At 42.8% G+C, this 13,442-nt stretch carries 15 protein-coding genes; all 15 read left to right on the forward strand.

Annotated elements, in window-relative coordinates; genetic code table 11:
* The first annotated feature begins 87 nt into the window (after positions 1-87).
* Positions 88-1,275, forward strand: a complete 1,188-nt coding sequence (atpB, locus tag CJ305_RS00695) for a F0F1 ATP synthase subunit A (protein WP_099644321.1) — start codon at positions 88-90, stop codon at positions 1,273-1,275.
* Between the two features lie 17 nt (positions 1,276-1,292).
* The gene (gene atpE / locus CJ305_RS00700) at positions 1,293-1,481 is read left to right on the forward strand and encodes an ATP synthase F0 subunit C (RefSeq protein ID WP_004569351.1); all 189 of its coding nucleotides are present in this window, start codon (positions 1,293-1,295) and stop codon (positions 1,479-1,481) included.
* Between the two features lie 77 nt (positions 1,482-1,558).
* Positions 1,559-2,059 (forward strand): F0F1 ATP synthase subunit B, encoded by a 501-nt coding sequence (locus tag CJ305_RS00705; RefSeq protein ID WP_099644322.1) that lies wholly within the window; start codon positions 1,559-1,561, stop codon positions 2,057-2,059.
* A gap of 14 nt (positions 2,060-2,073) precedes the next feature.
* Entirely contained in the window at positions 2,074-2,613 is a 540-nt protein-coding gene (gene atpH, locus CJ305_RS00710; RefSeq protein WP_099644323.1) for an ATP synthase F1 subunit delta, read from the forward strand.
* Between the two features lie 47 nt (positions 2,614-2,660).
* Positions 2,661-4,241: a F0F1 ATP synthase subunit alpha gene (gene atpA, locus CJ305_RS00715; protein ID WP_099644324.1), complete on the forward strand. Its 1,581-nt coding sequence runs from the start codon at positions 2,661-2,663 to the stop codon at positions 4,239-4,241.
* 58 nt (positions 4,242-4,299) lie between these two features.
* A complete protein-coding gene (locus tag CJ305_RS00720; RefSeq protein ID WP_099644325.1) occupies positions 4,300-4,635 on the forward strand; it encodes a four helix bundle protein in 336 nt (111 codons plus the stop codon).
* 29 nt (positions 4,636-4,664) lie between these two features.
* A complete protein-coding gene (atpG, locus tag CJ305_RS00725) occupies positions 4,665-5,537 on the forward strand; it encodes an ATP synthase F1 subunit gamma (RefSeq protein ID WP_099644326.1) in 873 nt (290 codons plus the stop codon).
* A 99-nt stretch (positions 5,538-5,636) separates the two neighbouring features.
* Positions 5,637-6,062, forward strand: a complete 426-nt coding sequence (locus CJ305_RS00730; RefSeq protein WP_099644327.1) for a hypothetical protein — start codon at positions 5,637-5,639, stop codon at positions 6,060-6,062.
* A gap of 75 nt (positions 6,063-6,137) precedes the next feature.
* Complete coding sequence (locus tag CJ305_RS00735) at positions 6,138-7,574, forward strand: oligosaccharide flippase family protein (RefSeq protein ID WP_099644328.1); 1,437 nt, start codon at positions 6,138-6,140, stop codon at positions 7,572-7,574.
* A gap of 2 nt (positions 7,575-7,576) precedes the next feature.
* The gene (gene dut / locus CJ305_RS00740; protein ID WP_099644329.1) at positions 7,577-8,011 is read left to right on the forward strand and encodes a dUTP diphosphatase; all 435 of its coding nucleotides are present in this window, start codon (positions 7,577-7,579) and stop codon (positions 8,009-8,011) included.
* Positions 8,012-8,146: 135 nt separating this feature from the next.
* Positions 8,147-8,950: an MOSC domain-containing protein gene (locus CJ305_RS00745; protein WP_143469329.1), complete on the forward strand. Its 804-nt coding sequence runs from the start codon at positions 8,147-8,149 to the stop codon at positions 8,948-8,950.
* Positions 8,951-9,054: 104 nt separating this feature from the next.
* On the forward strand, positions 9,055-10,065 hold the full coding sequence (locus CJ305_RS00750) for a sugar phosphate nucleotidyltransferase (RefSeq protein ID WP_099644331.1): 1,011 nt from the start codon (positions 9,055-9,057) through the stop codon (positions 10,063-10,065).
* 9 nt (positions 10,066-10,074) lie between these two features.
* Entirely contained in the window at positions 10,075-11,421 is a 1,347-nt protein-coding gene (locus CJ305_RS00755) for a tetratricopeptide repeat protein (protein ID WP_099644332.1), read from the forward strand.
* A complete protein-coding gene (locus tag CJ305_RS00760) occupies positions 11,422-12,189 on the forward strand; it encodes a lipoprotein insertase outer membrane protein LolB1 (protein WP_099644333.1) in 768 nt (255 codons plus the stop codon).
* Positions 12,189-13,436, forward strand: a complete 1,248-nt coding sequence (locus CJ305_RS00765; RefSeq protein ID WP_099644334.1) for a murein hydrolase activator EnvC family protein — start codon at positions 12,189-12,191, stop codon at positions 13,434-13,436. The genes CJ305_RS00760 and CJ305_RS00765 overlap by 1 nt, the downstream gene beginning before the upstream one ends.
* The last annotated feature ends 6 nt before the right edge of the window (positions 13,437-13,442 follow it).

The following is a 13,442-nucleotide window of genomic DNA, read 5'->3' on the forward strand; positions in this document are numbered from 1 at the left end:
TATATTTGCGCAAAAAGGGTGCAATTGTGAATAAAATGATTAGTTTTGCACCAAATTTTAGCAAGCCTGATTTTTTAAAAAATAATAATGAAGATAAGTTCTTTACGCATTCATTTTCTAGCTGTTATCAGTTTTTTATTGATAGGATCATTTGCAAGCGCACAAGAGCACGATGTTGCAGAACATCATGGTGGTGGGGCTGTAGATACGCAGGAAGAGATTACTGAATATACCAACCATCACTTAAAAGATGCTCACGACTTCCATTTGTTTTCGTACACAGATGCAGCAGGGGAGCGTCAGCATGTAGGCTTCTCACTTCCGGTAATTGTTTGGTCAAGCAATGGTCTGGTTTCGTTTATGTCTTCTGAATTTCACCACGATACAGATGGGGAGGTAATTGTTGAGGCTAATGGAAGCCGTTTCGTAAACCTACACGAGCATATCTATGAGCTTGAGGAAGGAGCAGAAGCAGTTGTTATGGATGAAGAGCATCATCCTATTAACGCACACAAGGTTTTTGATATTTCAATTACTAAAAGTGTCTTCGGGATTATCCTTGTTGGACTTTTACTATTATTCTGGTTTGGTTCATTAGGAAGACAATACAAAAAGAAAAATATCCCTACCGGTTTTGGCCGTGCATTAGAGCCTTTAGTGATCTACGTGCGCGATGAGATCGCACGTCCTAATATTGGTGAGTTCAAATACAAGAAGTACATGAGCTTCCTGCTGACTGTGTTTTTCTTCATCTGGGTTTCAAACCTGTTGGGAATGACTCCTTTTGGGTTTAACATCACCGGGCAGATTGCAGTTACCGTATGTTTGGCACTATTTACTTTTGTAATTGTGCAGTTTAGCGGAAACAAAGACTACTGGAAACACATTTTCTGGATGCCAGATGTGCCGGTTATCATGAAAATCATCTTAATTCCTATTGAACTTTTAGGAATACTTACAAAGCCTTTTTCCCTGCTTATTCGTCTTTTCGCTAACATCACTGCGGGTCACGTAGTTGTGATGGGATTAATTGCTTTGACAATCACATTAAGAGAACAATTTGGCGCAGTAGGTTCTACAGGACTTTCTCTTGTACTTACCTTGTTTATCTCGCTTATAGAAATATTAGTTGCATTCTTACAGGCATTTATCTTTACAATGCTTTCGGCCCTGTTTATTGGTATGGCGGTTGCAGAACACGACCATCACCACGAGCACGATGCTGAAGGTCATGAGATTGATGATGTGGAGGATGTAAGAGAAAGTTTTGTTTAATTTTTAAATCAATTGTTATGTACAATTTAATTGGAGCTGGATTAATCGTTATCGGTGGTGGTATCGGACTAGGACAAATCGGTGGTAAAGCGATGGAAGGTATCGCTCGTCAACCTGAAGCGGCTGGAAAGATTCAAACTGCGATGATTATCATCGGTGCACTATTAGAAGGTCTTGCTTTCGGTGCGTTGATCTTAGGTAAATAATCCCAGTTTAAACAACTAAGCAATTCCTGCAACGGTTGGTTGCAGGAGTTGTTTTATTTAAAACATTAAATACACAGATGGATCAGTTATTAAATGATTTTTCGCCGGGCTTGTTCTTAATGCAGGCTGTTATATTGATAATTCTCATCTTATTGATGAAGAAATTTGCCTGGAAACCTATCCTAAACTCACTAGACGAACGTGAGCAAGGTATTCAGGGTGCTTTAGAAGCTGCTGAAAAAGCACGCCTAGAGATGAAAAATCTTCAGGCAGATAATGAAAAAGCGTTGCAGGAAGCTCGTGTAGAGCGTGATGCTATGCTTAAAGATGCACGCGACATAAGAACTAAAATGATCGCAGAAGCTGAAGAAGATGCTAAGGCTCAGGCTTCAAAAATCATCACCCAGGCACAGGAAGCAATCGCTGCAGAAAAGCGTGCTGCCGTTGCTGAATTGAAAAGTCAGGTAGCTGCACTTTCATTGGAGATCGCAGAAAAGGTGGTTAAAGATGAACTTTCAGATAAAAAGAAACAAATGCAGTATGTAGAGAAAATGCTGCAAGACGCTACCCTTAATTAATAAAAAAGCAGTTCATGTCTTCAAGAGCAGCAATACGTTATGCAAAAGCCGTTTTAGGTCAGGCCCAGGATAAGGGTACTGCTGAGGTGGTTTTTGGTAACATGAAATCTATAAGCGCTACCCTTAATTCCAGTAGAGAATTGCGTAGTGTGCTTAAAAGTCCGGTGGTTAAAGCCGAAGATAAGCGCGCTTCCTTACACGCTATTTTCAAAGGTCACGATGTAAGTACGTTAAGTCTTATTGATCTTTTGGTTGAAAAAAACCGTTCTGCTATCTTAGGCGATGTTGCAGAGTCGTATCAGGAGCTTTACAATGCTTCAAAAGGTATTGTGTCGGCAAAAGTAACTACGGCAGTAGAACTTGACTCGGCGCTTGAGGCTAAGATTTTAGCAAAGGTAAAATCTATTACCGGCAGTGAAGAAGTGTCTCTGGAGCATCATATTGATCCAAGTATTCTTGGTGGGTTTTTGTTGCGGGTAGGAGATGTACAGTACGACGCAAGCGTGAGTAATCAGCTTGAACGCGTACAAAAAGAATTTAGTAAACGTATATAATTAAAATGGGCTTTAATTTTTTAAAGCTTGCTTAGATATCAAACAAAATGGCAGAAGTAAATCCAGCTGAAGTTTCATCAATTTTAAAGAAACAACTTTCAGGTTTTGAAGCCTCGGCTTCTTTAAATGAAGTAGGTACCGTACTTACCGTGGGTGATGGTATTGCCCGTGTTTACGGTCTTTCTAATGCTCAATACGGCGAACTTGTAGAGTTTGACGGTGGTCTAGAAGGTATCGTACTTAACCTTGAAGAAGATAACGTAGGGGTTGTACTCTTAGGTCCTTCAAAAGAAATTAGAGAAGGTGCAACCGTAAAACGTACTCAACGTATTGCTTCAATCAATGTAGGTGAAGGTATTGTAGGCCGTGTGGTAAACACTCTGGGTCAGCCTATAGACGGTAAAGGAGCAATTCAGGGAGAAACTTATGAGATGCCGCTTGAGCGCAAAGCTCCTGGGGTAATCTATCGTCAGCCGGTAAACGAGCCGCTTCAAACAGGTATTAAGTCTATTGACGCGATGATTCCTGTAGGTCGTGGTCAGCGTGAGCTTGTTATTGGTGACCGTCAGACCGGTAAAACAACGGTTTGTATTGATACCATTTTGAATCAAAAAGAATTTTACGATGCAGGTGAGCCTGTTTATTGTATTTATGTTGCTGTAGGTCAAAAAGCTTCAACAGTAGCCGGTATTGCCAGCGTACTTGAAGAAAAAGGCGCTATGGCCTATACCACTATCGTAGCTGCAAACGCTTCAGATCCTGCTCCTATGCAGGTATATGCTCCTTTTGCAGGTGCTGCAATTGGTGAGTACTTTAGAGATACTGGTCGTCCTGCTTTGATCATCTATGATGATTTATCTAAGCAAGCGGTAGCCTATCGTGAGGTGTCACTTTTGCTTCGTCGCCCACCGGGTCGTGAGGCGTATCCTGGAGACGTTTTCTTCCTGCACTCGCGTTTATTAGAGCGTGCAGCAAAGGTTATTGCAGATGATGATATCGCTAAGAATATGAACGATCTTCCAGATAGCTTAAAGCCTATCGTAAAAGGTGGTGGTTCTTTAACTGCACTTCCTATCATTGAGACACAGGCAGGTGACGTATCAGCATATATTCCTACTAACGTGATTTCGATCACTGATGGTCAGATCTTCTTGGATGGAGATTTGTTTAACTCGGGTGTGCGTCCTGCAATTAACGTAGGTATTTCGGTATCTCGTGTGGGTGGTTCTGCTCAGATTAAATCAATGAAGAAGGTTGCAGGTACCTTAAAACTGGATCAGGCAGCTTTCCGTGAATTGGAAGCTTTTGCGAAATTCGGTTCTGACCTCGATGCGGCTACATTAAGCGTAATTGAGAAGGGTAAACGTAACGTTGAAATCCTAAAGCAGGCAGAGAATGATCCATATACCGTTGAAGATCAGATCGCTATTATTTATGCAGGTTCTAAAAACTTAATGCGTAATGTGCCTATCGACAAGATCAAGGAATTTGAGCGCGACTATTTAGAATTCTTAAATGCCAAGCACAGAGATGTATTGGATGCGCTTAAAGCCGGTAAACTTACCGATGAGGCTATTGATACCTTAACTACAGTAGCTAACGATCTTTCATCGCGTTATAAAAAATAATTTAAAAGTTAGGAAGGCAGAGTAGCGAGTGCAGAGTTATGTAATAAAGTGAACCAAAATGAGTAATAATGAAAGCCCTATTCGATTAAAGAGTTTTCTTTTTGCTTGTGAAATAGTTCATTATTGCGATGCGCTGAAGGTCAATAAAGACTATGAAATCGCTTCCCAACTTTTAAAAAGTGGGACCAGTATAGGTGCTAATACTCGCGAGGCGCAACGGGGTGTTAGTAAAAAGGATTTTAAAAATAAAATGGGGATTGCCCTTAAAGAAGCTGAAGAAACAAAATATTGGTTAGAGATTCTTCAGGCCACTGGCAGGGATGTTCCTTTAAAAATGATTGAAAGTTGTGAGGAGTTGATACGAATTTTAGTAGCAATATGTAAGAACTCTTAACTCAGCATTCTTAATTCATAATTTCAAAAATGGCCAATTTAAAGGAAATACGTAACCGCATTTCATCAGTATCTTCTACGATGCAGATCACCAGTGCTATGAAAATGGTATCTGCTGCTAAGTTAAAGAAGGCTCAGGATGCGATTACGGCAATGCGACCTTATTCTGATAAACTTACTGAGTTGTTGCAAAACTTAAGTGCTTCACTTGAAGGCGACAGCGGTAGCCGTTTTGCAGAAGAGCGCCCGATACAAAAAGTACTTGTCGTGGCAATCTCTTCAAACAGAGGTCTTGCAGGTGCTTTTAACTCAAACATTGTAAAAGAGTCAAAAAACATCGTTGAGAATGTTTATCCCGGCAAAGAAGTACACTTCTTAACCATCGGTAAAAAGGCTAACGATATTCTTAAAAAGTCATACCAGATCATCTACAACAACAATGTTGTATTTGATGAGCTGACTTTCGAAAATGTAGAGGAGATTGCAGAGCGCATTATGAATCTGTTTACTGAAGGGGCTTACGATAAGGTAGAACTGGTTTACAATTCCTTTAAAAACGCTGCGACTCAGGTTGTGATGCGTGAGCAGTTTTTGCCAATCGTTCCACTTAAAGAACAGTTTGAAGATGTAGCTCCCAGCAATGTTGATTATATCTTTGAACCTTCAAAAGGCGAGATCGTAAAACAGTTGATCCCAAAATCCTTAAAGACACAATTTTTTAAAGGAATTAGAGACTCTGTAGCTAGTGAGCACGGTGCTCGAATGACTGCGATGCATAAAGCGACAGATAATGCCAAGGAATTAAGAGATCAGCTTAAGTTGACCTATAACAAAGCAAGACAGGCTGCTATTACCAATGAAATCCTTGAGATTGTAGGTGGTGCAGAAGCGCTTAACAATTAAGAAAATAATTTTTATCTTGAAGCCTCGCAACTTGCGGGGCTTTTTGGTTTTATCCCTATACCATTCTGACGGCTTTCGCGTTTATTCAAAAAGCAGTTTATGATGAACTTAAAATGGGTGTCACTTTTTTTATTGATTATAATTACTTCCTGCGGTGGAAGTTCAGATCTGGTAAGCAATCCTCCCTTTAAAATTTTAAATCCGGAAAAACAGACGCTAAAGGCAAACGGACATAAAATTCTATTCCAAACTTCCGTATTGCCCCGTAATGTAGCTTTTAAAAGCCTGTATTTTGGTCAGCGAAAAGCCACCGTTTTATGGGATTCTGAAAATACTTACTATGCAGATTTTCCCCTTTTTAATTCGGATGGTGAAAAAATACTTTCTTCAGATATGAGCGAAGAAGCGAATAATCCCTTACCGGTTATGCCGGTGGAAGTTCCCTACGAGTTAGAGGATAATGAAGCCCTGTTGCACTATTCCGAAGGTGAAGAAACCTATTACACTATTTTTGAAGTGCAATAAAGCATTACCTCTAAGCAGAATGCTACTTTTGCAGTGTTAATTCGGCTTTCCAATTAATTTCTAAAAAGCTATTACTTGAGCATCCTAAAGCGTTTTGTAAAAGATACTGCGGTCTATGGCCTGGCAACCATTCTGCCGCGTATTATGAGCGTGGTGCTGGTTTATCTGCATACTGATAAGCTGGAGACTTCAGGCTACGCCGAAAACACTTCATTTTACGTTGGAGCCGCGTTTCTTAACGTGATGCTTACTTACGGTATGGAAACCGCTTTTTTTCGTTTTTTTTCAAAGACGGAAGATAAACAGAGGGTGTATAGTACCGTCCTGATAGCACTTACCACAACAACATTGATCGCTTTCGGCATCCTTTGGCTGTTTAAAATACCCATTTCTGAAGCCTTAGAGCTGCCTGTGCGCTATTTCGGTTATCTCTTGGGGGTAGTTATACTTGATGCGCTGGTTGTGGCTCCATTCGCATATTTACGCGCCAAAGGCAAGGCGCTGCGTTTTGCAGGAATCAAGCTTACCAATCTGGCAATCTATGTAGTTCTAAATGTAGGCTTGCTTTGGGTAATACCACATTTCGGATTAAACTTCAGCTGGTATAGTACAGACGAGTATTTGGTTTATATATTTTTTGCAAACCTGATGGCCAGTGCGGTGACCTTTCTGCTCATTTTACCTGACTTTTTTACAACCAAACTTATTTTTGACAAACAGTTGTTTGGTCAACTCTGGCGCTATGGCTGGCCGGTTTTGGTCGCAGGGCTGGCTTTTGTGGTCAATGAAAACCTGGATAAGCTTCTGCTGGGTGATATGCTTGATAAGAATATTATGGGAGCCTATTCCGGCTGCTACAAGCTGGCTGTATTCATGACCATTTTTATTCAGGCATTCAGGCTGGGGGCAGAGCCCTTCTTTTTTAACCACGCCAGCAGTAAAAATGCCCCGGCCACCTATGCCACCATTCTGAAGTATTTTACAATAGCCGGTGCGTTGGGCCTTATGATCATCGTATGTTTCATCGATTTTTTTAAAGACTTGCTCATCGGTAATGCTGATTATTTTATCGCGCTTGAGATTGTTCCCTACATTCTGCTGGCCAATCTATTTCTGGGTATTTACCACAATCTTGCGGTGTGGTATAAACTCACCGATAAAACGCTTTACGGTATGTATTTCTCGCTGCTTGGTGCCGGGCTAACCATTGGCTTAAACTGGTATTTTATTCCACGAATTGGTTTTATGGCTTCGGCTTACGCCACCGTGGCGGCTTACGGCGCGATGATGGGTATTTCTTATTATTTCGGGCAACGTCATTACCGCATTCCTTATAACAGCCTGCGAATTATACTATATCTGGTTTTGGCAATGGGAAGCGCCCTGCTTTCGTTCTATATTTTTAGAGGAAATTACCTTGTCAATACCCTATTTATTTTACTTTTCTCAGGAATCACATTTGCGCTGGAAGGCCGCGAACTCAAACGAATTTTAACCAAAAAATCAGCATAAATATGCAAATCAATATCATCAACAAGTCCAGTCACGACCTGCCCCATTACGAAACCGAAGCTTCAGCAGGAATGGACCTTCGCGCCGAGCTTAATGCGCCCGTAACCCTTAAACCTTTGGAGCGTGCCATCATCAAAACCGGACTTTTTATAGAGCTTCCCGTTGGGATCGAGGCGCAGGTGCGTCCACGTAGCGGTCTGGCGGCCAAAAAAGGCATCACTGTTCTCAACGCACCCGGAACCATCGATGCCGATTACCGTGGGGAAATAGGAGTGATTCTGGTAAATTTATCCAACGAAGATTTTACCATCGAAAGCGGGGAGCGTATCGCCCAGCTGGTGATCGCCAAACACGAGCGCGCCGAGTGGAATCCTGTAGAGATCTTGAGCGAAACTGCCCGCGGAGCAGGTGGCTTTGGAAGTACCGGCACAAAATAGTATTAGCTATTTTTGTCTTTTCCGCCCTTCGGCTATCGCTCAGGATAAACTTCGGCGGAAAACGTTCAATAATAAACCAAGAGCTTCATCGTGCTATCGCTCCCTATAAACTTTGGCAAAAAATCCCTTACAAACTTGAATCAGCCCACAATACAATCGCTTTATACCTATCCGCTTAAATCTGCGGGAGCTGTTGCCTTGCAAAAAACACAGATAGGCGACCTGGGTTTTGCACACGACCGGGAGTTTGCACTGGTCAATGCTGAAAACAAAATCCTAACTGCCCGAGAAAAGCCTCAATTGCTGCAGGTAGAGGTTGCCTTAAAGGCTGATGTGATGCTAGTTTCTGCGGAAGGAACTGCAATCGAAATTCCTTTAAATGCCGAAGAAGAAAGCGTTTACGAGTTAGAGCTATTCAAAAAACCGGCATTTGGGAAAGCGGTTTCCGGGAAAGCTGACGAATGGTTTAGCGGACTCTTTGATGAACCTTTGCGTTTGGTGCGGCTGTATCCTCAAAAACTGCGTCAGGTAAGTGCGAAATACGCGTTAAACGAGGAGCATGCCATTTCGTTTGCAGACGGTTTCCCCATTCATTTGATCTCAGAAGCTTCGGTAGCTGATCTTAATACCCTATTAGAAAAACCCCTTCCGGGGGAACGCTTCCGGCCAAACATCGTGATTTCAGGAGTTGAAGCTTATGCCGAAGAAGCCTGGAAAAAGATTATAATTGGCGATTGTGTTTTCGATGTGATTACCGCCACGCCGCGCTGTTCGCTTATTACCATCAAACCCGAAACTGCCGTTTTTGACTCCAATCAGGAACCTTTACGCAGTCTTTCCGCCTATAAAAAAGAGGGAAACAAAATTAATTTTGGCGTATACCTGATCCCAAAAACTACCGGGACTATTGCTCTAACTGATGCCGTACATCTTAAATAGCTGTTAGTGAATTCGGCAAACAATCAAATCCTTTGTATTTTGCAACATCGCCGGCTGATTACCAGAAGCAGTCGGTGTCTTTACCTACAATTAAAACACAAAAAATGAAAATCATTGTCCCTATGGCAGGCCGCGGTTCCCGACTGCGACCGCACACCCTTACAATACCTAAACCCCTGATTCCCATTGCCGGTAAACCCATTGTACAGCGACTGGTTGAAGATATAGCCGGTGTTTTAGAAGAAAAAATTGAAGAAATTGCTTTTATCATTGCCGAGGATTTTGGCCCTGAAACCGAAGAAAACCTCAAAGCAGTGGCTCAAAGTCTGGGTGCAAAAGGCACGATTTATTATCAGGATAAACCCCTGGGTACCGGGCACGCCATTATGTGCGCTCAGGATTCGCTAAGCGGACCTTGCGTGATCGCTTATGCCGATACACTTTTTAGAGCCGACTTTACGTTAGACAAGGAGGCAGACAGCGTAATCTGGGTAAAACAGGTTGCAAATCCCCAGGCTTATGGTGTGGTGTCGCTTAATGAGGCTGATGAAATTACCGGTCTCGTTGAGAAACCGGCCGAGTTTGTATCAGACCTTGCAGTGATTGGTATCTACTATTTCAAACAGGGCGAAGTGCTTAAACAGGAACTTCAGGCGGTTTTAGATGCGCAATTGATGCACGGGGGTGAGTACCAGATCAACGACGGTATCAAGCAAATGCAGGCTAAAGGCTACGTCTTTAAGCCCGGAAAAATTGACGAGTGGATGGATTGCGGAAATAAGAATGTGACGGTAGAGACCAATGGCAGAATGCTTCAGTTTTTGCATAAAGAAGGGAAGCATCTCGTTTCAGAAACCGCAAAACTGGAAAACGCATCGATTATTCCGCCTTGTTTTATTGGCGAAAACGCGGTGATTAAAGACAGCACTGTGGGACCTAACGTGTCTGTAGGTGCCGGAACGGTAATTAAAAACAGCACTGTTTCTGAAAGTTTGATTCAGAATTTCAGCACAATTACTAATGCGCAGTTAAAAAATGCGATGATAGGTAATCATGCCAAATTCGATGGTAACTTTACCGCGATAAGCATCGGGGATTACTCAGAATTGATTTAGATTTTAAAGATGAAATGGCTCTCGCTCGTACTCGTATTATTTTTGTTTTCGCCTTTGGCGGAAGCACAGGAGCCCAGTCCCCTGCAGGATGTAAATGTGGATGAGCTTGAGGATGTGACCGATGATTTTCAGGAGCTTTTTTTTGAAGCCCTGAAGCAAAAAGGCATCGAAAACTACGACCGGGCCATCACAGCTCTGGATAAATGCATCAATCTGCGCCCGCAGGAACCCTTTTTATATTTTGAAAAAGGGAAAAATGAAGCTGCATTAGGCAATCTGCAGCAGGCTGAAAATAATTACCTCAAAGCGCTTCAGCTTAAGCCCAATCAACAGGACATTATGGAAAGCCTGTACGAGGTCTATTACGCCCGTCAGGATTTTGAGAAAGCGATTGATCTGGTGAGGGATCTGGCGAAATTTGATTTGCATTACGAGGAAGATCTGGCACGTATTTACGTGCTTAAAGGAGATTTTGAGCAGGCGATTAAGGTGCTTGATAAACTGGATGCCGAGTTGGGTAAAGATGCCTATCGCAATCAGATTCGCACTCAGGCTTTAGCCCTGAGTGGTGGGGATTTTAAAGAGCAGATGCTTCTGGAAAAAATAAAAACCAGTCCGCAGGAGGAGCAAAATTATCTGAACCTGATCTATGTGTACAGCGAGCAGGGCAAGACTGACAAAGCTTATGCCACTGCTCAGAAATTGCTTAAGGTGAATCCGCAGGCAGATGAGGTGCATTTGGCGTTGTATAAATTTTATTTGGAACAGGGCTCGGTGCCTCAGGCTTTAAAATCGCTCGAAAAGGTGATGAAAAGCAAGCGAATTGATCCAAAAGCCAAACACAGTGTACTCAATGATTTTTTGATTTTCGCAGATCGCAATCCCGAGTATCAACCCGAACTGGAGGAAGCTATCGCGCTGTTTTCTGAGGAAGAAAATACCGATGTAAGCGAAGAATTGGGCGCCTATTATCTGAAAAATCAGGAAACCGATAAAGCCTTATCGTATTACGAGTCTGCTTATACAAATGAACCTACAGATCTGGGTGTCCTGCGTAATTTAACCCTGCTTAAACTAGAAGCCGGGCAAAATAAGGAAGCTGCTGAGTTGAGCGAAGAGGCTCTAAGCCTGTATCCTGCTCAGGCCGTGTTTTATTTGGCTTATGGTGTGGCTCAAAATGAGCTGGGCAATTTTAAAGACGCTGTAAGCTATCTCGAGATGGGGATAGATTATGTAGTGGAAAACCCAAAAATGGAGGCCGATTTCTACCGGCAACTGGCTCGTGGCTATACCGGTCTGGGCGATGCCGTAAAAGCGGAAGCCTATCAAAAACGCCTCACAAACCTGAATCAATAGATGCAAATAGTATATAAAATTTTCATTCTTGCTTTAGTTATCACTCTTTCGGCTTGTAAATCTACCCGAAGCGTAGCCTCAACCGAAGACCTGGAATCTGCAAAAATTATCGCCTCCCATTACGATACCCATCCGCAGTTTGAAACCCTGGCGGCACGTTTAAAAATTCGTTATCAGGATCCCGAAACCAATCAAAGTGTCACCGTAAGTCTGCGTATGAAAAAAGGAGAAGCCATCTGGATGAGCGCTTCAGTGCTTGGAATTTCGCTGGCTAAGGCGATGATCACACCAGATCGGGTGCAGTTTTATGAGAAAATAGACGGTTCGTATTTCGACGGAGACTTTGAATTACTCAGCGAGGTGCTGGGCACCGAACTCAATTACGAGCAGGTAGAAGCTCTGCTTCTGGGGCAGCCTATTTACGATTTACGCAGCGGCGGTTTTAGTGCCGGGCCTACTTCTACGCGTTATGTGATCGCTCCGCGAAAGCAATCTACATTGTTTGATCTGTTTTTCTATTTGAATAGCGGGTCGTTTACGCTTCAGCAGCAACGCCTAACGCAGCGGGAAGAAAGTCGGGATCTGGTGATTGATTATGGAGATTTTACTCTGGAACAGGCCGGTTATTTTCCGTCAGAAATACACGTTAAAGCTCAGGAAGGCGATAAAATCACCTTGATTGATATTGAATACCGCGGTTTAGATTTTAATACGCCGGTAAGTTTTCCATTTTCAATACCTTCGGGGCTTAAAGAAATCGAATTGTAATGCAGTCATCCCGCTTTTACAAACTCCTCATTTTTATGATGCTCCTGTTGGGGGCTTCTACGCTTTTCGCCCAAAACGACCGTCAGGCTGAACTTGAGCGTCAGCGCCGGCAGTTGATGAGCCAGATTGAAGAGCTGAGCAAATTGCGCCAAAACAACAAAAAAGACGAGCGCAACGTACTGAGTCAGGTTGAAGATTTGGACTCTAAAATCAAAACCCGTCAAAACCTGATTAAGGTTACAAACAGTCAGGCCAATTTGCTCACCCAGAAAATAAACCAGAACATAAACAAAATAAGCGATCTGCGCGACGAACTCGAAAAGCTGAAAACCGATTATGCCGCAATGGTTGAAAAGTCATACAAAAGCAAGAGCAGTCAGAGCCGGATTATGTTTTTGCTGTCTTCGGAAAGTTTTTTGCAGGCCTATAAGCGGGTGCAGTATATGAAGCAGTACAGCAATTACCGCAAAAAACAGGGCGATCAAATCAAGGAGCGCACCGAATTGCTGAAACAAACCAACAACGACCTCATAAAGCAGAAGGAAGAAAAGCAACAACTTATTGCCCAAAACCGCGAAGAGCAGGAAAAACTGGAGGCCGAGAAAAAGCAGCAGGATGCACTTATTGCTAAAATCAGGGAGAAAGAGTCAACGTATGTGGCACAAATTCGCGAAAAGCAAAAAGCCGCAGACCGTATTGATAAAGAAATTGACCGACTGATTCGCGAAGCAATTGCCGCGTCTAAAAAGGAAACCGGAGCAGAGCCCACTAAAGTTGAAAAAGCAGGGGAGATGCCTACCTTTAACCTGACACCGGCAGCTAAAGCCCTGGCAAGTGACTTTGCGTCCAACAAAGGACGAATGGACTGGCCCGTAGAACGAGGCAGGGTTTACAAGCGCTTCGGGACTTCTCAGCATCCTACTTTACCAAATATTACGACCTACAACAGTGGGGTAGAGATTGAAACTGCTCCCGGAAGCGTTGCACGTGCTGCTTTTAAAGGTACGGTTCAACAAATACAATTGATACGTGGTGGAGGTTACACCGTACTTATACGCCACGGAAATTACCTTACCGTATATCAAAACCTCAAAAACCTCAAAGTCAAAGTAAATGATGAGGTGTCCACTAAACAGGCTTTGGGCGAAATCGCAGTAAACTCATTTACCGGTAAAACCATCCTAAAATTCCTGGTTTATAAAGATTCTCAGCGCCTTAACCCTGAAGAGTGGGTTTATAATATGTAGATAGAT

This window comes from Leeuwenhoekiella nanhaiensis, assembly GCF_002744755.1.
GTDB lineage: Bacteria > Bacteroidota > Bacteroidia > Flavobacteriales > Flavobacteriaceae > Leeuwenhoekiella > Leeuwenhoekiella nanhaiensis.